A 23937-nucleotide genomic window follows, 5' to 3' on the forward strand; every position below is an offset into this window, starting at 1 on the left:
ACGCAAGGTTACAAATAGTAATCATGTTTAATTGTGGTAAAAGTAGAGTAATCCAGTGACACTTTGGGAAATTAAAACCAAACAAACAGCGTTAATCGATGGTCTTGATCCGACTTTAGTTCCTGCCGTTATGCAGCGCTTAACAGAAATGGGCTTTGCGTCAGGTCAATCTATTCAATGTTTACGCCGCAGTCCTTTTAAAGGGCCAATTGTTTTACAACTAGGTGACTGCGTTTATTCTTTAGAGCAAGATATAGCAGATCGCATAAACGTAAGCATGAATTAATTCTTTTAATCTTTGTGACTTTGCTTAGTACTAAATTCCATTTCTATTTTATAAACCCGTTAGGATTGTCTCAGTATCACACTATCTTTTGTGAAGGCATTTAATGAAAAATATCATCTTGGTTGGAAAACCCAACTCAGGTAAAAGTCTCCTCTTTAATCAATTAACTGGATTACGTCAGAAAGTGGCTAACTTTCCAGGAGTAACTGTAGAGTTAAAAAGTGGTCAGTTTGGTGACTACCGCCTGGTTGATTTTCCTGGTACCTATTCTTTAAAAAGTTTATCGAGAGACGAAGAGCTCGCCATTGAAAAGCTTCATGAAGCTATGCTCAGTGACGCAACCTCTTTGGTGGTTTGTAACCTTGATGCTACCCGCTTAGAACGAAGCCTAGTATTTGGCTTACAAGTGCGTGATTTAGCCCACAAGCATAATAAAGGGGTGGTATTTTCCCTTAACATGATTGATGAGGTGCAAAGGTTTGGACACGAAATTGACACAGAAAAGTTATCACGGGATTTAGGCTGTGCTGTTTATGCGCTATCAGCTAAGAGCTTAATTGGTTTGCACGAGTTTAAACTGGCAATACAAGATGCTGCCGAGCATCCAGAGGACTTTCTTCCAACCATTAAAGCTGACGATGAATCATCTGTTTTACAGATTAGCCGCAGCTTGTCTAAGCGTTATGGTTTGAAAGCCGATATTGTTTTAAAAAAGCAAAATAGGATTGATGGCTTTTTACTGAATAACGTGTTGGGTGGCGTGATGTTTTTCATCATCATGTTTTTGTTATTTCAAAGTATCTTTACCTGGGCCAGTCCTCTAATGGATGGCGTTGAAATGGCCTTGGGAGATATGGCTGCTTTCGTAAGCAATAGTTTACCTGATGGTATAGTAAATGATTTTATTACCGATGCCTTGTTTGGCGGGGTGGGGTCGTTTCTAGTATTTGTGCCGCAAATTATGGTACTGACGTTTATTATAGGTTTATTAGAAGACTCTGGTTATTTGGCAAGAGCTGCACTAATTTGCCATAAGCCTTTAAGTTATTTTGGTTTATCGGGCCGTAGTTTTATTCCATACCTCTCTGGACATGCTTGTGCGATACCCGCCATTATGGCAGCAAGAACCATAGAGTCACCCCGCAAAAGGTTGATTACTATGATGACCATTCCTTTAATGTCGTGTTCTGCACGGTTACCCGTTTATGCGTTATTAATTGCTGTATTGATCCCAGATACACAATACTTAGGGGGCTTATTAAACCTGCAAGGTATCACCTTCTTTATTCTGTATTTCATTGGTATTGTCACCGCTTTATTGGTGAGCGTTTTACTTAATAAAATGACTGAGTCAGATAAAGATAAAGCGGATATGCCGTTTATTTTAGAATTGCCCACCTACAGGTTACCGCACTGGAAACCGTTAATGCACAGAGTATTAACCAGTGGAAAGCAATTTATTAAAAGAGCTGGCCCGGTAATATTTTGGGTGTCAGTGTTCATCTGGGTGCTGGGTTACTTCCCTGAAAGTGGTGAACTACAGTCTTCATATTTAGCTATGATTGGCCATTGGATTGAGCCTATCTTTGAACCATTGGGTCTAGATTGGCGCTATGGCGTAGCAATTTTAGTGTCTTTTTTAGCCCGTGAAGTCTTTGTGGGCGCCTTAGGTACATTATTTGGTATACAAGGTGCTGATGAAAATATCGCAGGCCTAGCTGCTAACATACAAGCTGATGGCTTAACTTTAGGTGCGGGTATTGGCTTAATGTTATTTTATGTTGTGGCACTGCAGTGTGTTGCTACTGTTGCCACATTAAAAGGTGAAACAGGCAGCGGTAAAGTCGCCTGGGGCCTATTTGTTGGATACGGCCTATTGGCATATTGCATGGCTTGGTTAGCGGCGACATTTATATAATGCAATTGGCATAGTTAAAATGTTGAGAATGATTCTCATTTATATATAATGCGCCTTAAGAATAACTTAAGGAATAATGCTAATGAAAAATCTTTCAAAATATATAACTAAGACAGCACAAAGTTTTTTAATCATAACGAGTTTCGCTACTTTTTCTGTTTTGGCAAATGGTGATATTGGTGAGCATGTAAACCACCTTTCAGACAATATCAAAAAATATGAAGAAGAAGTTAATTGGTTATCAACTAAAGTTGATGGCATTGTCAGTACCTATCAAAAAAGTGGTGCTAAGGCGGCTCATCCAGATGCCTTGATGGAACATTGGGAAGCAGTCGATTTTCATGGGGCAATTGAAAGCAATTATGTACTCATTTATGCATCAATTTGGCAGGGCTTATACGGTGTAAAAGGTAGTATCGATAAAAACTCTCCAATAGCTGATGTAAAGGCTGAACAAGTAAAGTTAGAAAGAGCTTTTTGGCAAGCCTTAGGTGCTGTTAAAATGGCGGCTAAATTTCAAGATCAGGGTTTGTTAGCTAAAGTTAAAACAACTGATGAAGCTCCAAAGAATTCACTTGAAGCATTGGTTGTAATCGATAAAAACATCCACTCAGTTGTTGCAAAATACGCAGAACAATTAACAGATACGGCCACCACTATGGTTCATGACACCTATCTAAATTTGTTTGAAGGTGTTGAAGGTGAATTAATCGTTTTAGATGCTAATTTAGTCGAAGATTTAGAAAAGGATTTTAACGTAACATTACCGTTAGCCATTAAAAACAATAAATCAGTTGATGAAGTGCGTGAAATTGTGACGGCTATGAGTAAAAAGTTAACGAAAGCAAAATTGTTATTAGAAAATAAAGCAAAAACTAAAAAGGATGTATTCTAATTTATGCAACGTAGAACATTAATTAAAACACTTACTTGCTTAGGTGTAGTAAGCGCGCTCCCTTTTTTATCAGCAACGAGTTTTGCTGCATCGAGTCATGCCGTTTCAGTGGATGATTTACCTGAATTAACAGGGGAGTTAACGCTATATCTAGGCCGAGGTGAGGGTGGTTTATATGAAGATGTTCTCAATGCTATTAAAAAACGTAATCCTAAATTAAAGTTGCGGATACGTCGTGGACCTACAGCTGCTTTAGCAAATAGCATTATGGCTGAAGCTAAAGCAGGTGTTCGTCAAGCTGATTTATTTTGGGCTGTTGACTCAGGTACTATTGGTCAAATAGTTGGCGAAGGGTTGGCAAAAGAACTACCGAGTGATTTAACCAGCCAATTACAAAGTAACTTTCGCTTTAGTAATTGGGCGCCTATTTCTGGTCGTATTCGTACTTTGCCTTACAATCCCACCCGAGTGTCGGTAGATAAAATCCCTGATGACATCATGGCTTTGCCTGATTCTGATTTGTCTATAGCTTGGGCGCCTGCTTATGCGTCATTTCAATCTTTTATTACCGCGATGCGCATGCTTGAAGGTGATAAAGCAACGACCCAATGGTTAAAAGCCATGAATAAAAAAGCTAAAAAATATGCCGGTGAGTTAGGTGTTGTTATGGCGGTAGAGCGCGGCGAGGTTGATCTTGGCTTAGCTAATCATTACTACACTCTTCGGCTTAAGTCAGGTAAACCCGATGCTAATTTAGCATTAGCTTTCAGTAAAAATGATGCAGGGTGTTTAGTCAATGTGTCAGGTGTGCTGGCGCTGAGTGAAAATAAAACGGCTTCGGACTTTATTCGTTATTTACTGTCTAAAGAAGTGCAAACCTATTTGTCTGGTGAAGCATATGAAATCCCGTTAGCAGGACAATTACCTCCTCCAACGGGTATCCCAAGTTTGACCGACATATCGCCACCTGAAATAGACTTAACAAAACTGGCAGATATAAGAGCTACCTTAGTGTTAATGCGTAACGCTGGGGTGTTATGATCCACCGTATAACTCGTTGGCCTTTATCCTATAGTTTTTCATTAGTTATCGCGTTTTTGGCTTTTGTCCCAGTTATTATTTTAATTACATTAGCATCAGACAGTGCACAAATGTTTGATGCACGTAATCTCGATATTCTTAGCAACACCTTATTATTGATGTTTTTCACAGCCTTAGGCTCTGTCGCTATAGGTGTCCCGCTGGCATTAATACTCACCTACGTACATCTACCTTGGCAAAGGTTTTGGTTGATTTTATTCGCTTCGCCATTGGCGTTACCGAGTTATTTAGGGGCTTTCACCTTTTATGCTGCTTTTGGGGGCGGTGGCGAAATTGCAAGCCTACTAGGAGTAACCACACCTGAAGTTAAAGGTTTGTTTGGCTCAAGTTTGACAATGGTGTTATACACCTATCCGTTTGTTTTATTAAGCACCAGGTCAGCGTTAAATAGTTTAGATGCTAGCCAAGTATATGCCGCAAGAACATTAGGTATGTCTTTATTACCCAGTATTTGGTTTGTTGTATTACCACGTATTCGTAATGCCATTGCAGGTGGCGCGTTATTGGCTTCAATGTATGCATTATCTGATTTTGGTACGCCTGCCATAATGGGTTTAACCACATTTACCAGTGAAATTTATGTTGAATACAACGCCTTTGGCTTAAGCCAAGCTGCTATGTTGTCTTTACAGTTGCTTGTGGTTGTTGCGTTAATTTTATATATGGAGTCAAAGGTTAAAGTGAATCAAGAGAGGCCAGGGCAACACTTAACCCTTTGGTTTAACCATTGGCAAACTAAGCTGTTGATATTAGGAACACTGCCAGTGGTTATCATGGCGATATTATTACCATTAGGAGTCTTTTCTTTATGGTTATGGCGTGATGGATTAGAGTATTTTGATGTGCAATATGCAATCAATTCCTTGTATGTATCTTTATTAGCGGCGCTAGTTACCGTTATTTTTGCTTTACCCTTAGCTTATGCAGCCACTAAAGGCCGTGTTGGGCGTATTCTAGAAAGAATTACATTTATAGGCTTTGGTATTCCTGGCATCGTTATGGGCACCGCTTTAGTATATGCAGGATTACAACTTCCGTTTTTATATCAAACTTTGGCCTTACTAATCTTAGCTTATGTACTGAGGTTTTTACCGTTAGCCGTTGGCACAATACGCAGTTCAACTGAAAATTTAGAAGGCTCTTTAGCCAATGCTGCCCGTGTTTTAGGTGCTAGCCCAAAAGAAGTTTATCAGCGCATTACCTTACCCTTAACTATGCGTGGTGTAGTTGCTGGCGCGGCATTAGTCTTTCTAGAAGTGATGCGCGAATTACCGGCTACTTTATTGTTGGGGCCCATTGAATTTGAAACATTATCAACCTATCTTTGGCGTGTTTACGAAGCTGGCTATTTTGGTAGGGCGGCTATTCCTGGTTTATTGTTATTTTTCTTTTCTGCTTTAGGGTTGGCTATTATGTTTAGTACAGAGCGGTGGGGCAATATTGTGTCAAATGAAGGAGCTTCGCGCTAATGATTCAAATTAAAAATTTATCAATTCATTATGGCGATATACCAGTGATTGATAACCTAAACCTAACACTAGCCAACGATGAAATACTCATGTTAGTTGGGCCTACAGGCTGTGGTAAATCAACTATATTAAAAGCCTTGGCAGGGTTAACTCCCATTGCCGAAGGTGAAATAGTGCATCAAGATTGGACCACGAATCCTAAGAAACATATCGTTCCTGAACAACGTAATGTGGGTATGGTTTTTCAAGACTTTGCATTATTCCCGCATTTAACGGTAGAGCAAAACATTGCGTTTAGATTAAAAGATAATGGCCAGTCAGAGCGGTGGATAGAGGCGTTAGGTTTACAAACGTTTCGCCACGTTAAGCCGAATAACTTATCCGGTGGGCAAAAACAACGTGTTGCATTAGCACGAACGTTAGCTCATCAGCCAGCTTTTATTTTATTAGATGAGCCATTGTCAAACTTAGATGCCGCATTAAAGGATGATTTGCGTTGGGAGATTCGCAGTGCATTAAAAGATGCAGGTATACCAGCGATTTGGGTTACCCATGATCAAGAAGAGGCTTTATCGGTTGGCGATCGTATTGGTGTTTTACACGCTGGAAAGTTAGAACAACTTGATAAACCTGAGGTTTGTTATAATCAGCCAGTGAACAAGTTTGTTGCTCGATTTCTCGGTGAAACTAACTTTATTAGCGCACAAATGCTGACAGAAAATACTTGTGTTGTTTCTGCCTTAGGCGTTGAGCAAACCATCGAACAGGGCAACGAACAGTTAAGATCAATGGAATCAGTTTATTTGTTGTTACGGCCTGAAGACCTAGCTATGCAAGTTAACGAGCTTCTTGAGGGTGAAAGAAAAGGGCACGGCACCATATTTTCAATGCGCTATGAAGGCAGTAGCCGTTTATATCAAATCCAAATAGCAGGGGAGCCACAAAGCAACAATTTAGTTAAAGTCAGAACTCTCCATGATATAAATTTAAAAGTAGGACAATCAGTTAATTTGCAAATAACCTCTAGCAGAGCCAAAACAATATTTTCAAAAGAGTAACTGATGTAAGCTGAACTTTTGTCTTACTGTAAAAGGCTATCGTCTATTTTATGAAATATTTGGCAAGCGTTTACTAAAGAGTTGGCTGTCAGTTCGGCCACGCCATAGACTTCGGTTTTACAGCCGTATTTTTCATTTACTTTTTTTAGCAGTAAATCAAAGTCTCCATCGCCAGACAAAAGAATTATAGTGTCTACACTTTCAGCCGCCTCTAATAAGTCGATAGTAATACCTACATCCCAGTCACCTTTCGCAGAACCATCACTTCTTTGGATATAAGGTTTTAGTTTTACTTCAAAACCAATATGCTTGAGGGCACTTTGAAACTTCTGCTGCTGTTGGTCGCCTTTATCTATAGCGTAAGCATTTGCTAGGGTGATATCTCCCTGATGAGCTATATGTTGCCAAAAGCGGCGATAGTTAAATTGTCTACCGTAGGCCTGACGCGTGGTGTAGTAAATATTTTGGACATCAACAAAAATCGCAATACGTTGCAAACTAAATCTCTATTCGTGTCGGTTTTTTAATATATTAACAGTTTACAACTTTAAATATTGATTAATAGTTGACTAAAAGGTCAAATAAGTTATTGCTTATTGTTTGTAAACGGGTTAAGTTATGTTCAGGTTTGCTAAACCTCTCTCTATGCAAACCTTCGATGTTATGTCTTTCTTTGATCCAGTCAGCCAACATTAAAAACGTGGTGTTTAAGCTAAAAGCTAAATAATCACAATAACAAGCTGAATTATTGTTCGACGAAATATTCAATATTAGGCACTCAGTAAAGTTTTTACTAGTGCGCAGTAAAATGTAAAATTTTAGTTATCGTCAAAACTGTAATGGGCTTATTTTAAAATATGCGCTTAGCATTTTATAGTGAGTTTTATTATGTCATATACATATAACGGAACGCAGATCCGTGTGGAGTGCCCAGTGCACAACATATCTGTGAATAAACAAAAAGTGGTGTTTGCCGACGTATCTGGGCAACAAACGAATACATTTTCGAATACCTCGGAAGCTAGATTATTCGTAGACTGGTTACTGCAAATCCACTAACCATAAATAAACTAAGCCACCTAACACATAGTTAAGTGGCTTTTTTATTATGTACTCCCTGCTCACATCATTGATTCTTTTCTAACAATAAACCTAGTACTTAAGGCACCCTTAATACACTTGTATTAAGCGCTATACCTGTAAGCACTATTTCTTAAAGGCCTTTCAACTCATACTGAAGCTGTTAACTATTTATATTATGGCGGCTTTAACAATGTATGTGCCCAAGCTATTTAGTGTGCTTTTAATCATAAATTTTTCTACTAGTGTTTTAGCTTCTACAAATTTAATTTCTAATGAAAGTGTTGATGATTCAGGAATAGCCAGCACCTCATGGGCTTGGTTTGATTCGAGAGTTATGACCTTTTCGAGCGGCTCAAACTTAGATGCCTGGCATTCATTCAAACCAAGTGTTGTTAATGTTGGCAGACAAAACACAGCTCTAGATAATTATGGCAATAGACAATCACCCTATAAAGCTTTTGAGTTTGAAGGTGACGAAATTTATGATTTTGCATTTTCTTTTAGTGCAAAAAATAGTAACAAAGAGACGGTTAATGTAATTGTAGAGGCAGACGATAAAACAAACTTGTTTTCTGATTTTTTGAGCTATCACCAGTTAAAGCAATCAAACAGGTCTAACAGGAGCTTGGAAGCTGCTGATCATAAAAGGACGCAATACTTAGATTCTGCAAAACCTTTCTGGGATCCTTTCGATAATTTTTGGAATAATAATGCAGTTCATCCAGTATTTACTTCACAGTTACTTACTAAAATACCAGAGCCTCTAGGCATGTTATTTTTAGGTATAGGGTTTTTAGCAATGATGCGAAATTGGCTACTTAAGTCTGTCGAGAGCAATAAGAGTTAAATGAACTTTATTAAAAAAGCATCCCTTGTTTGGATGCTTTTTTAATATCTAATTTAAAAGATGGGCGCAGTTGCTGATGTATTAGTATTACATACCTTGACTGGCCAAGTAACTTTCATAATCGCCTTTAAAGTCTACTATACCGTCAGGTTGAATATCTATAATGCGAGTCGCTAGAGAGGATACAAACTCTCTATCGTGGCTTACAAATACCAAAGTACCTTTATAGTTTTCTAGTGCTAAGTTAAGTGACTCAATAGATTCCATATCTAAGTGGTTAGTAGGCTCATCCATTACCAAAATATTAGGTTTTTGAAGCATTAATTTACCAAATAACATACGGCCTTGTTCACCTCCGGAAATAACTTTTACGGACTTATGGATATCGTTTTGCGAAAATAACAAGCGGCCTAATGTGCCACGCATCACTTGTTCGTCATCACCTTCTTGGGCCCATTGGTACATCCAATCCATAAGAGTTTTGTCTTCTTCAAACTCTTCAGCATGATCTTGGGCATAGTATCCAATATTTGCATTGTCAGACCACTTTATTGTTCCCGCGGTGAGTTCAGTGTCACCCACTAAACACTTTAGTAATGTCGTTTTACCTACACCGTTTGGACCGATGACAGCCACCCGTTCTCCAACTTCAATCATAAGGTCTAGGTCTTTGTATAATTCTTCTTCATAACGCTTTGCCAAGCCTTCAACCTCTAATGCTAAGCGGTGTAATTTTTTAGATTCTTCAAATCGAATAAATGGGCTTTGACGACTTGAAGGTTTAACTTCGTCTAATTGAATTTTATCAATTTGTCTAGCCCGTGAGGTGGCTTGTTTCGATTTAGATGCATTGGCAGAGAAGCGACTAACGAAGGCTTTAAGTTCTGATATTTGGGCTTTTTTCTTGGCGTTGTCTGATAATAAACGCTCGCGAGCTTGAGTCGATGCCGTCATATACTCGTCATAGTTTCCTGGGAACAAGCGTATTTCACCGTAGTCAATATCTGCCATATGAGTACATACAGAGTTTAAGAAGTGCCTATCATGGGAAATGATGATCATAGTACAGTTGCGTTCGTTTAATACGGTTTCTAGCCAACGTATTGTGTTTATATCCAAGTTATTCGTAGGCTCATCTAGCAGCATAATATCGGGGTCAGAAAACAAAACTTGAGCAAGTAGTACTCTTAATTTCCAACCTGGGGCAATTTCACTCATGGGACCAAAGTGTTGCTCAACTGGTATGCCCACACCAATTAATAACTCACCAGCTCTTGATTCTGCGGTGTAGCCGTCCATTTCTGCAAACTCAGATTCTAAATCTGCTACGCGAATACCATCTTCTTCAGTCATTTCAGGGTTAGCGTATATAGCGTCTCGTTCTGACTTTACTGCCCATAATTCATTGTGTCCCATTACAACTGTATCGATAACGCTATATTCTTCATAGGCAAACTGATCTTGTTTAAGTTTACCAATTCGCTCTCCAGGGTCGACTGATACATTTCCAGCTGTTGCTTCTAAATCACCCCCTATTATTTTCATAAAAGTTGACTTACCACAGCCATTTGCGCCAATCAGGCCGTATTTATTACCATTACCAAATTTGGCAGATACGTTTTCGAATAAAGGCTTTGCGCCAAATTGTATTGTGATATTAGCAGTGGTAAGCACGGTCGATTCTCTATAAATAATGTTTATGGATTGGGTACTGTCTATTAACTAGGCAGCCAGTAAAATTCGGCGCAAATTATGCCATAAAATTAATTGGCTAGCGATTAAACTAAAGGGGGCTTTTATTATTTTTTATTATTTCTTTTTTGAGTTTTTGTAAGTGATTACGCATTAGTTTATGGGTGCGTTTGGTATTTAAAACAGAATGTTTGTGTTTATTGGTATCTTGATATTGTATACGCAGATAAAGTTGAGTGATCTGAGTAAAAGGATTACTAATGGTTGCAGGGTATTGTTGTTGTATGTCTTCACTAAAACTTAAAGGAGCCTGCCAATTTGGGCGTATAGTGCCGGCACTTTCGAATACATCTAGTGCTTTAAAATACAGTCTTTGTGTTGTGTCCATTCTATTTTTTAACCAATGGGGTAAGAAAAACAAACAAAGTAATAAGGCAACTAAGCTAATAATACCTAACCCTAGAAGAGATAACCTGTCTGGAGTTACTTTTCCTAAAATAAGCTTAAATAGATCCTTTTGTTTTGTGTCGTCAAAGCCTAAGACAAAACGGCTCCAGTCGTAATCTAAGTCTGCCAGAAACAACCTAAAATTATTGAGCCAGGCTACATTTGACATGCGGGCCAAAGAAAATGGAGAGTCAGCCAAAAAGCTTCCTTCGTCTTGCATGGCCTGTTGTAAACCAAATTCAATTCGATCTGGGGCAACTAAAGCTGTGGGATCGAATCGTTGCCAGCCACGTTGTTCTGTCCATGCTTCAACCCAAGCATGGGCATCGTACTGATAAATACTTAAATAGGGTGCTTGGTTGTTTTCTTTAACTAGCTCTCCTCCTTGGTAACCGGTTACTACTCGAGCTGGAACATTTCCCAAACGTAACATATATGCAAACGCACTAGCATAATGGCTGCAAAATCCAGCTTGATTTTCAAATAAGAAGGTATCAATAGGATCGCTCAACATTAATTTAGGGCGTAGCGTATAAACGAAAGGTTGCTGGGTAAAGTACCTTAATACTGCTTGAATGAATTCATCATCAGATGGTTTTAACTTTCTTTGGAAGGCCACCCAACTTTGGGTTTTCTTATTGCCTGACTCTGGAACGTCTAGATTGAGGCGTTGATCAATCTGGGTAAATCTTTGATGAGCCAAAGCTTGTGGATAAGAACGCACTGAATACTCATATTTACTGAGTAATGTTTGGTTGCTAATCAACTGATAGTTTGAACTTTGCCAAATTTCATTAGCACTTTTAGAATTATTAGGAGTAGCGATATCTAATGCGAATAGCCAGTTTTGATGGGTGGGCTCTACCATTATATCGTATTCAGTATATGACCCTGTCACAGCAGGTGAAAATTCTTTGTTCTGGCGCTTTAGTTGTTCTTGTATCTTTTTACGTAATGGTGCGGTGCGCCAAGTTTTACCATCAAAATCTTCCATGACAATGGCGCGCCAGTATCTATCTTTAGGATTTGGTACTGGCCCTTGAAAGGTAGCTCTAAATGCTAGGTCACTCGATTGTGACAACTGAGCTATATCACCTGGCGTAATATTATCTGCTAGACCAGTTTCAAAACTCTTTGATGTGGGAACTTGCCATAACGGAGGCAGGTGCGGTAGAACTAAAAACAATAAAATACTAATAGGTAAGGCTTGTAAACTGAGTTTTAGTACTGTTTTACATTGTCTTTGTATTGGCAGGCTTGGAGCTTGGAAACAAGCTAGACTAATTAATAGAATTAGGCTCATGAGAGTATAGAAAATATAAAACCCAATTGACTGGTTAAAGATGAATCCACAGCCAATTACAAAAAATAAACTACTAACTAATTGATAAACGTCTCTTTGACTTCTAGCCTGCATCAGCTTTAAGGCACAAGCTAACACCAGTAAGTTAACCATTATCAATAATAAACTTTCGTTAAAGCTAGAATAGATAAGCCCTAAGATGCTCAGTACTGCTAATAAATTCAATGTGCGTATGGTGGGAAGGTGTTTGTAATATTGAGAGTAAATTATGACTCTGATAACACCACTGCAGCCAATGATTAACATTACCCAAGTAAATACTGATTCATATAGGCTCAAGCTAACTAACACCAATTCAATAGCTAGAATAAGTAAGGTGATGCTTTTTACTGAATGCTTTGTAGTAAGCTGTTCAGTGGGGCGGAGGGCTTTAATCACGTATTAATCATCACCATAAGTAGCTAATGCAGTTAAACAACTTTGGCGGTGCTCCATCCCTGAACTCGGAGCGATTTTAGTCTTCCCCAAGTCCAACCCAAATACCCGGTTTTTCCTGCTTAATTCAGCTACTTGGTAACATAGCTTACCCAGTTTAGATTCTAACATTTCAGCCTGTGATAAACCCACTGAAGCGGCGGTATGCTTTAAACTAAGCCAACCAATTTGACTATCTTCAGAAGCAAATTGTTTACTCACCATGCCCCTGCCTTTCGCTAATTGTTTCCACGCTACATGGTTTAAAGGTTCACCTAATTGATAACTTTTTAAATGTGAAAAGTCATCTTGCCCCAATGATTGTTGGCAAGTTTTGCCTGATTCTCCAGATTCATTCAGACTTTTTTCAGCTAATGTTATATCGCAAGGTATAGGTTTAGGAAAAACGATTATATTATTTGGGAAGGATAGGTGGGTCCAACAACGATACAAGCCCAGTGGATAAAAACATTCAACGGAAACTCGGGATAGATTTACTTTGCCCCTTTTGGGGCAAAGTAGGTTTAACGTTACTGGGTTCGTAAAGTTATTTCCGTCTATTTGATTGCCATTGCTGGATAAACTCTTATCAATATTAATTTTTATTTTTTCTGATTTGAATTTGAAGTTAATCAAGCCATTAGGCTGGAGAGTCTTTTGGTCTGCATTTAACCACATTGGAAAGTGTAAATTATCTCCTACAAACACTTCTGAGGTTTTCCCCATTTGGAGGTGGATTTTCGCAAAATTTATATAACTTGCCAAAAGGCTAACCAAAAATATGGATACTAAAAAATAGCAAAGTAACAACATCAAGTTATTTTGATAATTGGTGCCAAGCAAAAATAATAATCCACAAAGTCCTATAAATAATGCGCCAAATTTAGATGGAAAAATAAATATACTTTTATGATTTAGCTGATATTGATTAGCCGTTGGAATACGCTTGTCTAACCATTTATTAAGTTGCTTTTGGATTATCGACATAGTTCAATCGCAACTAAAGGGCGATGGGGTCAATAGCTTCTAATAGAATCTGACTCAAGCTACCTTGGGTACTGAAATCACTAGAAGCACTGCGAAGCCTATGTTCTGCAACGGAAGGTAATACGGCTTGTACGTCTTCAGGAATTAAATAATCCCTATTATTTAAATAGGCCCAGGCTTTAGCGGCACTTAATAGTGCTTTTGTTGCTCTGGGGGATAAAGGGTTTGCAAATTGATTGCTTTCACGGCTATGGGTGACAAGGGCTAAAATGTAATTCAGTAGCTCATCAGAGGCATGAATCTTGGTTGCGGACTCTTGAGCTTGAATAAAGTGATTAAGAGGCATTACAGGTTTTATAATTGTTTTGTTGTCACCAATCTGTGCGGTCAACATGCTTTTCTCCGCTTCTTTATTTGGGTAGCCTAGTTGAATACGCATTAAAAATCGGTCTAACTGTGATTCTGGTAATGGGTAGGTGCCTGATTGATGTTGCGGATTTTGTGTTCCTATTACAAAGAATGGTTTAGGTAAAAGGTGGGTTTTACCATCTAAGCTAACTTGCCCTTCTTCCATGGCTTCAAGTAAAGCACTTTGTGTTTTAGGACTAGCACGATTAATTTCATCAGCTAATACTAGTTGGCTAAAAACAGGTCCAGGATGAAAACGAAATTCTTGTTCTTTGTTGTCAAAAATATTAATACCCAACATATCTGCCGGTAATAAATCTGAAGTAAATTGAATGCGAGAATATTGCAAACCTAATACCATCGCGAGGGTATGGGATAGGGTGGTTTTCCCCATTCCAGGCAGGTCTTCAATTAACAAATGGCCATCTGCAATCAAGCAAGTTAATGCAAGCTTCACCTGTTTTGGTTTACCAATAAGAACTTGGCTAATAGTGTTAGTGGCATTTGATAATGGGTTTTCGTTCATGGGGATAATACTTGGTTAACTAAGTGAAATTATTCTAGCCTAAGTAAATGAGTTTTCAGATTATTATACTGATACTTGGGTATGAGATTAGGGGCTGTTTATCTTTCGGGCTGGGTTTGTGTGATATCTCTACTGTCTCAACACTTATTCATGTAGAACAGCTACACATCACTCGCGCTTCGTTGTATAAATACTGCACAGCTCGCTGTGAAAATATTCATGAAAGATAAACAGCTCCGAAATTAATCGGTGAATTGATCGCACCAATCCGTATAATTACGCCTTATGTTGTATTAATTAAAAAGAAATTAATGAAAAGTATTCAAATAGATGATGATTTATACCATTTCATCGCTTCTCAAACCCAAGATATAGGTGAAAGTGCTTCGGATATTTTAAGGCGTCTTGTTATGCCAAGTGATAGCAAACCTTCATCAATAAAGATTACAGAAGCAGATAAAGTGGCGCCACTAGATGTTCCAAGTGCAGAACCTACACAAGGGCAATGTCAAGCAATGGCAGTATTTGAGGAGTTACAAGGACAACAACTTGAAGCAATACCAAAGATGGTTGAGCGATGGTTATTAGTTTTATCTATTATTCATAAACATCATCAAGGATTGTTTAGTAAAGTATTAGGTATGAGCGGGCGAAATAGAACTTATTTTGCTACAAGTAAAGAAACCTTATTGGAAACGGGCAGCAGTACTAACCCTAAAAATGTTCCAGGTTCAGACTATTGGGTCATTACTAATAACAATACCGTGAAAAAGATCAATATGCTAAAGGAAGTAGCACACACTATGGGATTTGATGGACCACAAATCGAACGTTTAATAGCAGTTTTTGCACCTGAACACATATAACAATATATAAGGATCATTATGGCTCTGCACCCTGAAGCTGGAAAACCCGCATCAAAGCAACAGTTAGTTAACGTCGCAAAATTAACAAGCGCTTATTACACCGATAGACCCACTAAAGGCGATAGCACGCAAGCGGTTTCTTTTGGAACGTCTGGACACCGTGGTAGTTCGTTATTGTGCACCTTTAACGATGCTCATATTGCCGCCATTTGTCAGGCTTTGGCGGAGTTTCGTTTAGAACAAGGGATTACTGGGCCATTATTTATGGGTATGGATACACATGCCTTGTCTGAAGCTGCGTTTTCTACAGCAGTTGAGGTATTTGCTGCTAATGGTGTGTCTTTAGTAGTTCAAGAAAGTCGAGGGTATACGCCGACACCTGTTATTTCACATGCCATATTAGAATTTAATGCTAGTGACTCTGAGTTAATAGGCGATGGTGTGGTGATAACACCTTCACATAATCCTCCTGAAGATGGAGGGTTTAAATATAATCCACCACACGGTGGGCCAGCAGATAGCGATGTCACCAATATTATCCAACAACGAGCAAATGAAATCATTGGCAATGATTTGATGGATGTTAAGCGTATTAGTCTTAGTGATGCGTATGTGTCTGACTTTGTAAAAGAAATCGATTTTGCAGAGAATTACATTGCTCAGCTAGGCGAAGTCATTGATATGGAAGCCATTAAAAATGCTGGTTTAGTCTTAGGGACCGACCCCTTAGGAGGTGCTGGGCTTGGGTACTGGGATAGAATAGCCGAAAAGTACGGTTTAAATATTGAAGTTGTTAATCGTAATGTGGATCAACAGTTTGGATTTATGCGCCGAGATAAAGACGGCAAAATTAGAATGGATTGCTCATCGCCTTATGCAATGGCAGGCTTAATCGATTTAAAAGATAAGTTTGATGTGGCTTTTGGCAATGATCCAGATTTTGACCGTCATGGCATCGTAACTCGTAAAAGCGGTCTGATGAATCCTAATCACTATTTAGCTGTAGCAATCCAATACTTGTATCAACACCGAACTCAGTGGCCTGAAAATATTAAAGTTGGTAAAACATTAGTATCAAGCAGTATGATTGACCGCGTAGTTAAAGGTTTAGGTAAAGAAATTGCTGAAATGCCTGTAGGTTTTAAATGGTTCGTACAGGGGTTGTTAGCTAGTGAAATTGGCTTTGCAGGTGAAGAAAGCGCTGGTGGTATTTTTTTACGCCGTAATGGTAAGCCATGGGCTACAGATAAGGACGGAATCATTCTTTGTTTATTGGCGGCTGAAATTATTGCAGTTACAGGTAAAGATCCTGGAGAGCATTATCAAGCCCTTACAGAGCAATTCTCGGCACCTGTCTATACACGTATTGATGTCGCTGCGACCCATGCTCAAAAACAAGTATTGAGTAAAATGGATAAAAGTGTCATTCAATCAAAAGAGTTGGCTGGAGAAGCGATAACCAATATTCAAACCCATGCGCCTGGTAATAATGCAGCAATTGGAGGAGTTAAGGTCAGTACTGAAAACGGCTGGTTTGCTGCTCGCCCCTCTGGTACAGAAGAAATCTATAAAATTTATGCTGAAAGCTTTAATGGTGAAGAGCACTTATCTTTGTTAGTTAAAGAAGCTCAGAGTTTAGTTGAAAGTGTATTTAAATCTGCTAGCGTGTGACCTGAAAAACAGTTAAAGAAACGTATTAGGCCGCGCTTGGTGATTATTCATTAGGCGCGGTTTTGTGTTTTTAACATTTTTTTAATATATATTCCTCAGAATTCCTGTTAAAACTAGGTCACTGAATTTTATCCTGTACTTGTCTTGCCTCAATTTAAACAAGATGAGAAATCTAACTAGATAAAACTGCTTATTTTTTAATGAGGTAGCAAATGTTAGCCAAGCCCCAAAAAACAATCAAAACCAAGCACCTTAGTAAGAAGACTATTAAAGATGCCATTGTACGTCACCTACATTGTTCACTTGGAACAGACGAAAACAAAGCTAATAATCATGCGTGGTGGAAGGCAACCTGTGCTGCTGTTCAAGAACAAGTCTTAGAACAACTTCGTAAAACCCAAAAAAGCCATTATTTCAATGATACCCGTGCAGTTCATTACTTTTCTGCCGAGTTCTTAATGGGTCGCTTAATGTCAAACAACCTTCATAACCTTGGGTTATTTGAACGTACCGATATGGCATTGCGAGAGTTAGGAGTTAACATTACTGATATCATGGAAGAAGAATCTGATATGGCGCTAGGTAATGGTGGGTTAGGGCGTTTAGCTGCATGTTTTATAGATTCCTTAGCCACTTTGGATCTTCCTGCTATCGGTTATGGATTGCATTACGAAAATGGATTGTTTCGCCAAGAAATAATCAAGGGTAAACAAATAGAGCGACCAGATAGTTGGCGTGATTATGGTAATCCCTGGGAGATTTGTCGGCCTGAATCTATCCAAGAAATTTCATTAGGGGGCTATGTTGAAACTAAATATGGTGTCGATGGCAAAATTGAAAAAGAATGGCATCCAAGTTTTATAGTCAAAGGTTTACCTTGGGATATACCAATTGTTGGCTATGGCGGCAAGACTGTAAATGTACTTAGGTTATGGCAAAGTCAAGCATCTAATTATTTTAATTGGGATGTATTTAATGCGGGTGGCTATGTAGATGCCCAGAAAGAAACGGTGCAAGCTGAGACCATATCTAAGGTTTTATATCCTAATGATGAAACTGAAGCTGGTAAGCAGCTCCGCTTAATCCAACAGTACTTTTTCACTGCTTGCTCCCTAAAAGATATAATTCGTCGCTATAAAAGAGCTAATGGAGACGATTGGAAACGTTTTTCGAGCCAGGTTGTTATTCAATTAAATGACACTCATCCAGCCATAGCGATCCCAGAATTAATGCGCATTTTGGTAGATCGTGCTCAGTTAGACTGGGATACTGCTTGGGGTATTTGCACTAAAACCTTTGCTTATACTAACCATACACTACTACCTGAAGCCCTCGAAAAATGGCCTGCCAGAATGATTGAAAAAATCCTGCCTCGTCACCTAGAGATTATTTATGAGATTAATCACCGTTTCATGATAGAAGTAGAATCTTTATGGCCTGGCGATGATGCTAAAAAACGAAAATTATCTGTGATTGAAGAAGGTCACGATAAAATGATACGCATGGGGAATTTATCAGTGATAGGTTCTTTTGCTGTAAATGGTGTGGCTGAAATTCACTCGGCTTTAGTTAAGAAAAACCTCTTCCCTGAATTTAATGAATTATGGCCAACTAAGCTAACTAATGTCACTAATGGGATTACACCTCGAAGATGGCTGAAAGCTTGTAATCCAAAACTGTCAGCGCTAATAGATAAAAGTATTGGAGATGATTGGCCATTACATTTAGAGAAGCTTAGTGACTTAACAAAGTTTGCAGAAAATCAAAGATTTCAAAAACAATTTATGAAAATTAAGTTTGAAAATAAAGTGATTCTTTCAAAGGAGATTTTTAATTTAACCGGTATTGAAGTTGATCCTAGCGCAATATTCGACGTACAAATTAAACGTTTACACGAATATAAACGCCAGCATTTAAACTTGCTACATATTATGGCCTTATATCATAGATTATTAGAAAACCCTAAATATGAAATGCATCCCAGAGTCTTCATTTTTGGCGCTAAAGCCGCTCCAGGGTACAAGCTCGCTAAAGACATTATATATGCAATTAATCAAATTGCTGAAAAAGTTAATAACGATGGTCGAATAAACAACAAAATCAAAGTCGTTTTTTTGCCTAATTACCGAGTTAGTTTAGCTGAGAAGATAATCCCTGCTGCGGATGTGTCAGAACAAATTTCAACCGCCGGAAAAGAAGCGTCTGGAACGGGTAACATGAAGTTGTCATTAAATGGGGCATTAACTGTTGGCACCTTAGATGGAGCGAATATTGAAATAGCTGAAGAAGTAGGCCCAGACAATATTTTCATTTTTGGTTTAACCGTTGACCAAGTAAAAGATTTAGATGCTAAAGGGTATAGTCCCAATCAATATTATGAAAATAACATTGAATTAAAAACTGTATTAGATTGGTTAGATACTGATTATTTTACTCCAGATAAACCAGGGGCGTTATCGGCGCTAAAATACAGCTTACTAGAAGGTGGTGATCCATATAAAGTCCTCGCTGACTTTGAATCTTATTCAAAAGTACAAATTAAAGTTGACGCTGTATATGGCGATAAAGAAACATGGGCAAAAATGGCAATACTAAATACTGCACGTATGGGAAAGTTCACTTCGGATAGGTCCGTTAACGACTATGTGGATAAAATTTGGAAGTTAACCCCTTGTACTGTTGAGTAAGCTTAGGTCCTTAGTGGAATTGTCAATATCAATACATTGGCGCACCACAAAGCATATTAGTGTTTAAATTTAAATCGTTCTAATTGAGTAATAGTATTTAATGCAGAAAACATATGAGTCTCTTAATTCAATCCCAAATCGATATGCATTATTGGACGATATTGAAGAGACCTTGTTATTTGATTCCGGTCAATCTTTGTTATTGATTGATGTTGTTCGTTTCTCAGATGTTAGTAGCAACTTTGGGTATGAGTTTGGCGATCAGATATTGCTCGAAATCGCTAACCGGATCCTATTTCTATTTGGTGACACTGTTATATTCGGACGGATAAGTGGTGATATATTTGGCATGGTGCTCTCTGGTATCCACCATAGACGGGATTTATATCAGTTTTATACTCATTTAATTGAGCATTTTAAAACGCCAATACAGTGTGAGGAACATGCTTTTATTGTTGATTTTAATGTCGGCGCAACAGCAAACCCCAAACATAACACTAATGTTAGTGCTTTTTTCTCTTTGGCTGAAATTGCCTTAAAACAAGCGAAAAGTAATAAGTTTGATAACTTTCAATATACCCACGAATTAAAAAATGAAGAAGGTGGTCGCTCTTTAACATTAAAAGCGGATTTAAAGCGGGCTTTAAATAATCAAGAGCTTGAAGTTTACTTTCAACCAAAAATAGAACTCAAGTCATTAGTTATTGTTGGTGCTGAGTGTTTGTTGCGCTGGAACCATCCATTAGACGGTTTGTTGTTCCCTGGTGCATTAATTGAAGCGGCTGAGTCTTATAATATGATGAATGAACTCGGTTATTGGACCTTAGAAGAGTCTATTAAAGCTTCTGTATATTTATCAAAAGTAGGGTTATCTATTAAGCTTTCGGTAAATATGTCTCCAACCCAATTATATGATTTAAATTTTGTTTCAACCTTAACTGCATTAGCAAAACATTATAGTTTTAACTTGTCTCTTTTAGAGCTTGAGTTAACTGAAGATGTTGCCTTATCGAATTCAGTATTAGTGAAAAGGCAACTTTCAGACATTAGACAACTAGGTGTTAGTATTGCTATTGATGATTTTGGAAAGGGGTATTCAAACTTAGGTTATTTGCGAGATATCGACATCGATTGTATTAAAATTGATAAATCATTTGTTATGGGAATAGATAAGAACCCCGTAAATAAAGCAATAGTTGAAGCCAGTCAAATTATTGCTAAAGCAGCAAATTGTGAGTTAGTTGCAGAAGGTATTGAAAATATTCAACACCTACATATTTTAAGGGAGTTGGGAGTTTCTACGGGGCAGGGCTTCCTTTTTTCTAAAGCTGTTTCTTTAAGTCATTTTGAAGAATTAGCCAGTAAAGATATAACTGTTGGTACATCCTATGTGCGAGAACAAACATTAAGTTCTAACTGATAAAATACCTACTATAAATATAGTAAAGTGTATCTGATAACTCCTATAAAATATCGAGTTACGATTGTGCATAGCGTATTATGGGGTTTTATCGTTAAAACCAAGACTTTTCTCCATAATGACCCAAGACCAAACAAGAACATCTACCGCAACCATCATTCAACGATTAGTAGAAAAAGGTGATTTTTTACACCTTTGTAGGGAGCAGCCTACACTTTTTTCTAAACCTATCCATTTTATGTTATCTCAGCATACTAATGTGCAAGTTATTGCTGAGGGTATTATATACTTTGAGCCTTTAGATGTGACAAACAAGGACATAGTGCTGTCATGTGGAATACATGGCAATGAAACTGCGCCTATTGAGATTTGTGATGATTTAACTAGAGATATTTTAGTAGGTAACATAGTCGTAAAACAAAGAGTTTTAGTTATCTTTGGAAATCTACCTGCCATGGATATAGCACAGCGCTTTGTCACTGAAAATATGAATCGATTGTTTAGTGGGGAGCATAAGAATGTTACTGAAGCTCAATTGGTTAATGATGAAAGGCGCCGTGCGAGTCAGTTAGAAGAAGCGGTTAAGCAATTTTATTATGGCCGGGATAATAAGCAGCAATCTAGCCGTTACCATTATGATTTACATACGGCTATTCGTCCCTCTAAAAATCAAAAGTTCGCGGTTTATCCATTTCAAAACGGCAAACCTTGGGATAAAAGGCAGTTGCAAATTTTGTTGGCGTGCGGTGTAAATACTATTTTATTGTCTGGTAATCCAACCACTACTTTTAGCTATTACTCAGCCAATGAGTTTGCAGCTCACGCCTTTACAGTGGAATTAGGTAAAGTGCAGCCCTTTGGTCAAAACAACATGGCTGATTTTTATGAAGTTATCGACACCTTGACTAAAATGGTGTGTGGTAATGAGCTAGAACTTAAAGACTATGATCCGGCTGACTTCTTAATTTATGAAGTGAACCAAGTTATTAACAAACACCATGCAGATTTTGTTCTTAATTTCGCTGATGATATGCCCAATTTCAGTGACTTTGCTAAAGGTGAGGTATTGGCCACTGAAACAGGTGCAATCTATAAAGCTGAACATGATGGTGAAGCTATAGTGTTCCCAAATGCAGGGGTAGAAATTGGTCAGCGGGCAATATTAACTGTTATACCTACAACAATTTAAGGGCATATTATGGCTGAATTTGTACTAGATCCTCAATTAGATAGGGATAGTATCTGGGTAACTGACTTGCCTTTGTGTTCTGTACGTTTAATTAATGACATGAATTACCCATGGTTAATTTTGGTGCCTAAGGTGGCGAATATAAGCGAAGTGATTGAGTTATCAGAACAACAACAGCATACCTTATGGCGTGAATCTGCGCTTGTTAGTGAAGTTCTTACACAATTGTTTACACCTGATAAGTTGAATTTAGCTGCACTGGGTAATATGGTGCCTCAACTCCATTTACATCATATTGCTCGTTTTAAAGATGATGTAAGTTGGCCTAAACCAATTTGGGGGCAGTTTCCAGCCAAGCCTTATGTTGAAAGTGCACTGAACAAACGTATAACAATAATACAAGCAGCCATAAATAAAGGAGCTTAACTATGATAGTAACAACAACCCATAGCCTTGAAGGTAAAAACATAGAACAGTATTTAGGAATAGTAGTAGGCGAAGCCGTAATGGGGGCAAACCTATTCAAGGACATTTTTGCATCAATAAGAGATATTGTGGGTGGACGCTCTGGTGCTTATGAAGACGAATTAACTCGGGCACGAAAGATCGGCTTTCAAGAGCTAGAAAGCGAAGCTAGAGCAATAGGTGCTAATGCCGTTATAGCCGTGGATATTGATTATGAAGTGGTAGGTAAGGGCGGTACTATGTTGATGGTAAGTATTAGCGGAACAGCAGTTCGATACTCAGACAAATAATGTGCAGTATTGTTATAAACTTATTTAGTCATCTTTGTCTTCAAACCTATCGTAAGATTCGTTGTTGTCTTTGGTGGGTTTTGATAGCTCTTGATTAGCGCTTTGCTTCAGTAGCAAAATGTTGCCTATGATTAATCCTAGTACTAAGGTGATGACGGCAACAACGATCCAAATATTCATGGTTTCCCCTGATTTAATACGAAGCGAGAGTATATTTCTGGCATGTTTTTCACTAGAGCTGCTAGTCCTAATACCTGTGATTGCTTCAATGTGGCAAGCAACATTTCTGGACTTAACTGTTTAATAATAGGCTCTGATAAATCTTTGTAACTTAAATGCCAAGGTTCACGGGCAATTCCACCTTTATAAACAGAGTAGGGACGAATAAATCCAAAGTCAGCAGCGTATTTTGCTAACCATTGACTGAGCTCAAAACAGGGGCCGTTTTCATCATATTCACTACAAACTAGATGTAAAGGGCTACCAGACTCATCAATTTTTGTTTTGTCGTAAACATCTAAATCTGTGCCCCAATGATGACGACTGGCCCCAGGCAGAGCAGACCAAGTTAAAATGGCCTGAATTTTTTGCCAATCTGTTAACGTACTAGCGTCAATTGGATTTTCATTTGCATCTAGTAGCTGAGTCTTACCAGACCATTTATTATCCCAAATACGTTTTTGTCTATCAAAACTGCGATAACTACTGGCTATTTGGATGTCTATGGAATCAACTTTTGCAGCCTGCTGCAGCGCGTTGAAGGCCTCTGCGACTTTAGGCAAAATTAGAAAACCATCGGCTAATTTGACTAGCTGGCTTTCGTCTTTGCCTAAAATTTGCGCTTGGGTTATCACG

At 38.3% G+C, this 23937-nt stretch carries 22 protein-coding genes; 15 read left to right on the forward strand and 7 right to left on the reverse strand.

The window, feature by feature from the left end:
- The first annotated feature begins 55 nt into the window (after window positions 1–55).
- From EOK74_RS12705 to EOK74_RS12730, 6 genes are all read left to right on the forward strand, one after another.
- Window positions 56–286 carry a FeoA family protein gene (locus EOK74_RS12705; RefSeq protein WP_133470387.1) on the forward strand — a complete coding sequence of 77 codons (231 nt, stop codon included), beginning with the start codon at window positions 56–58 and terminating at the stop codon, window positions 284–286.
- A gap of 103 nt (window positions 287–389) precedes the next feature.
- Window positions 390–2204 (forward strand): ferrous iron transporter B, encoded by a 1815-nt coding sequence (gene feoB, locus EOK74_RS12710; RefSeq protein WP_133470388.1) that lies wholly within the window; start codon window positions 390–392, stop codon window positions 2202–2204.
- Window positions 2205–2286: 82 nt separating this feature from the next.
- Window positions 2287–3099 carry a hypothetical protein gene (locus EOK74_RS12715; protein ID WP_133470389.1) on the forward strand — a complete coding sequence of 271 codons (813 nt, stop codon included), beginning with the start codon at window positions 2287–2289 and terminating at the stop codon, window positions 3097–3099.
- Window positions 3100–3102: 3 nt separating this feature from the next.
- Complete coding sequence (locus tag EOK74_RS12720; protein WP_133470390.1) at window positions 3103–4140, forward strand: extracellular solute-binding protein; 1038 nt, start codon at window positions 3103–3105, stop codon at window positions 4138–4140.
- Window positions 4137–5669 carry an ABC transporter permease gene (locus EOK74_RS12725; protein WP_205964662.1) on the forward strand — a complete coding sequence of 511 codons (1533 nt, stop codon included), beginning with the start codon at window positions 4137–4139 and terminating at the stop codon, window positions 5667–5669. Before EOK74_RS12720 ends, EOK74_RS12725 begins: the two co-directional genes overlap by 4 nt.
- The gene (locus EOK74_RS12730; protein WP_133470391.1) at window positions 5669–6727 is read left to right on the forward strand and encodes an ABC transporter ATP-binding protein; all 1059 of its coding nucleotides are present in this window, start codon (window positions 5669–5671) and stop codon (window positions 6725–6727) included. The genes EOK74_RS12725 and EOK74_RS12730 overlap by 1 nt, the downstream gene beginning before the upstream one ends.
- 23 nt (window positions 6728–6750) lie before the next feature.
- Here EOK74_RS12730 and EOK74_RS12735 read toward each other — a convergent pair whose 3' ends face one another.
- Window positions 6751–7224, reverse strand: coding sequence for an NYN domain-containing protein (locus EOK74_RS12735; RefSeq protein WP_133470392.1), 474 nt, complete (start codon window positions 7222–7224; stop codon window positions 6751–6753).
- A gap of 436 nt (window positions 7225–7660) precedes the next feature.
- On the opposite strand from EOK74_RS12735, the gene EOK74_RS21200 reads away from it, so the two are divergent.
- Both EOK74_RS21200 and EOK74_RS12740 read left to right on the forward strand, forming a co-directional pair.
- Window positions 7661–7786: a hypothetical protein gene (locus tag EOK74_RS21200; protein ID WP_275404729.1), complete on the forward strand. Its 126-nt coding sequence runs from the start codon at window positions 7661–7663 to the stop codon at window positions 7784–7786.
- A gap of 238 nt (window positions 7787–8024) precedes the next feature.
- A complete protein-coding gene (locus EOK74_RS12740; RefSeq protein WP_133470393.1) occupies window positions 8025–8657 on the forward strand; it encodes a hypothetical protein in 633 nt (210 codons plus the stop codon).
- A gap of 87 nt (window positions 8658–8744) precedes the next feature.
- On the opposite strand, the gene EOK74_RS12745 is transcribed toward EOK74_RS12740, so the two are convergent.
- From EOK74_RS12745 to EOK74_RS12760, 4 genes are all read right to left on the reverse strand, one after another.
- A complete protein-coding gene (locus EOK74_RS12745) occupies window positions 8745–10331 on the reverse strand; it encodes an ABC-F family ATPase (protein ID WP_133470394.1) in 1587 nt (528 codons plus the stop codon).
- Window positions 10332–10440: 109 nt separating this feature from the next.
- The gene (locus EOK74_RS12750; protein ID WP_239024107.1) at window positions 10441–12537 is read right to left on the reverse strand and encodes a transglutaminase TgpA family protein; all 2097 of its coding nucleotides are present in this window, start codon (window positions 12535–12537) and stop codon (window positions 10441–10443) included.
- A gap of 3 nt (window positions 12538–12540) precedes the next feature.
- Entirely contained in the window at window positions 12541–13560 is a 1020-nt protein-coding gene (locus EOK74_RS12755; protein ID WP_133470395.1) for a DUF58 domain-containing protein, read from the reverse strand.
- A 13-nt stretch (window positions 13561–13573) separates the two neighbouring features.
- The gene (locus EOK74_RS12760) at window positions 13574–14494 is read right to left on the reverse strand and encodes an AAA family ATPase (protein ID WP_133470396.1); all 921 of its coding nucleotides are present in this window, start codon (window positions 14492–14494) and stop codon (window positions 13574–13576) included.
- Between the two features lie 311 nt (window positions 14495–14805).
- On the opposite strand from EOK74_RS12760, the gene EOK74_RS12765 reads away from it, so the two are divergent.
- From EOK74_RS12765 to EOK74_RS12795, 7 genes are all read left to right on the forward strand, one after another.
- Entirely contained in the window at window positions 14806–15360 is a 555-nt protein-coding gene (locus tag EOK74_RS12765) for a Negative modulator of initiation of replication (protein WP_133470397.1), read from the forward strand.
- An 18-nt stretch (window positions 15361–15378) separates the two neighbouring features.
- A complete protein-coding gene (pgm, locus tag EOK74_RS12770) occupies window positions 15379–17031 on the forward strand; it encodes a phosphoglucomutase (alpha-D-glucose-1,6-bisphosphate-dependent) (RefSeq protein WP_133470398.1) in 1653 nt (550 codons plus the stop codon).
- Window positions 17032–17243: 212 nt separating this feature from the next.
- Window positions 17244–19718 (forward strand): glycogen/starch/alpha-glucan phosphorylase, encoded by a 2475-nt coding sequence (locus EOK74_RS12775; protein WP_133470399.1) that lies wholly within the window; start codon window positions 17244–17246, stop codon window positions 19716–19718.
- A gap of 100 nt (window positions 19719–19818) precedes the next feature.
- Window positions 19819–21138: a putative bifunctional diguanylate cyclase/phosphodiesterase gene (locus tag EOK74_RS12780; protein ID WP_133470400.1), complete on the forward strand. Its 1320-nt coding sequence runs from the start codon at window positions 19819–19821 to the stop codon at window positions 21136–21138.
- A gap of 118 nt (window positions 21139–21256) precedes the next feature.
- Window positions 21257–22327: a succinylglutamate desuccinylase gene (astE, locus tag EOK74_RS12785; protein ID WP_133470401.1), complete on the forward strand. Its 1071-nt coding sequence runs from the start codon at window positions 21257–21259 to the stop codon at window positions 22325–22327.
- 9 nt (window positions 22328–22336) lie between these two features.
- Complete coding sequence (locus EOK74_RS12790; protein ID WP_133470402.1) at window positions 22337–22753, forward strand: HIT domain-containing protein; 417 nt, start codon at window positions 22337–22339, stop codon at window positions 22751–22753.
- A 2-nt stretch (window positions 22754–22755) separates the two neighbouring features.
- Window positions 22756–23082, forward strand: coding sequence for a heavy metal-binding domain-containing protein (locus EOK74_RS12795; RefSeq protein WP_133470403.1), 327 nt, complete (start codon window positions 22756–22758; stop codon window positions 23080–23082).
- A 24-nt stretch (window positions 23083–23106) separates the two neighbouring features.
- Here the strand turns inward: EOK74_RS12795 and EOK74_RS12800 are convergent, their stop codons facing one another.
- Both EOK74_RS12800 and EOK74_RS12805 read right to left on the reverse strand, forming a co-directional pair.
- Complete coding sequence (locus EOK74_RS12800; RefSeq protein WP_133470404.1) at window positions 23107–23262, reverse strand: DUF2897 family protein; 156 nt, start codon at window positions 23260–23262, stop codon at window positions 23107–23109.
- A complete protein-coding gene (locus tag EOK74_RS12805) occupies window positions 23259–23936 on the reverse strand; it encodes a M15 family metallopeptidase (RefSeq protein ID WP_133470405.1) in 678 nt (225 codons plus the stop codon). The genes EOK74_RS12800 and EOK74_RS12805 overlap by 4 nt, the downstream gene beginning before the upstream one ends.
- Between the last annotated feature and the right edge of the window lies 1 nt (window position 23937).

The sequence above is a fragment of the Paraglaciecola marina genome, from assembly GCF_004360155.1.
Taxonomy (GTDB): domain Bacteria; phylum Pseudomonadota; class Gammaproteobacteria; order Enterobacterales; family Alteromonadaceae; genus Paraglaciecola; species Paraglaciecola marina.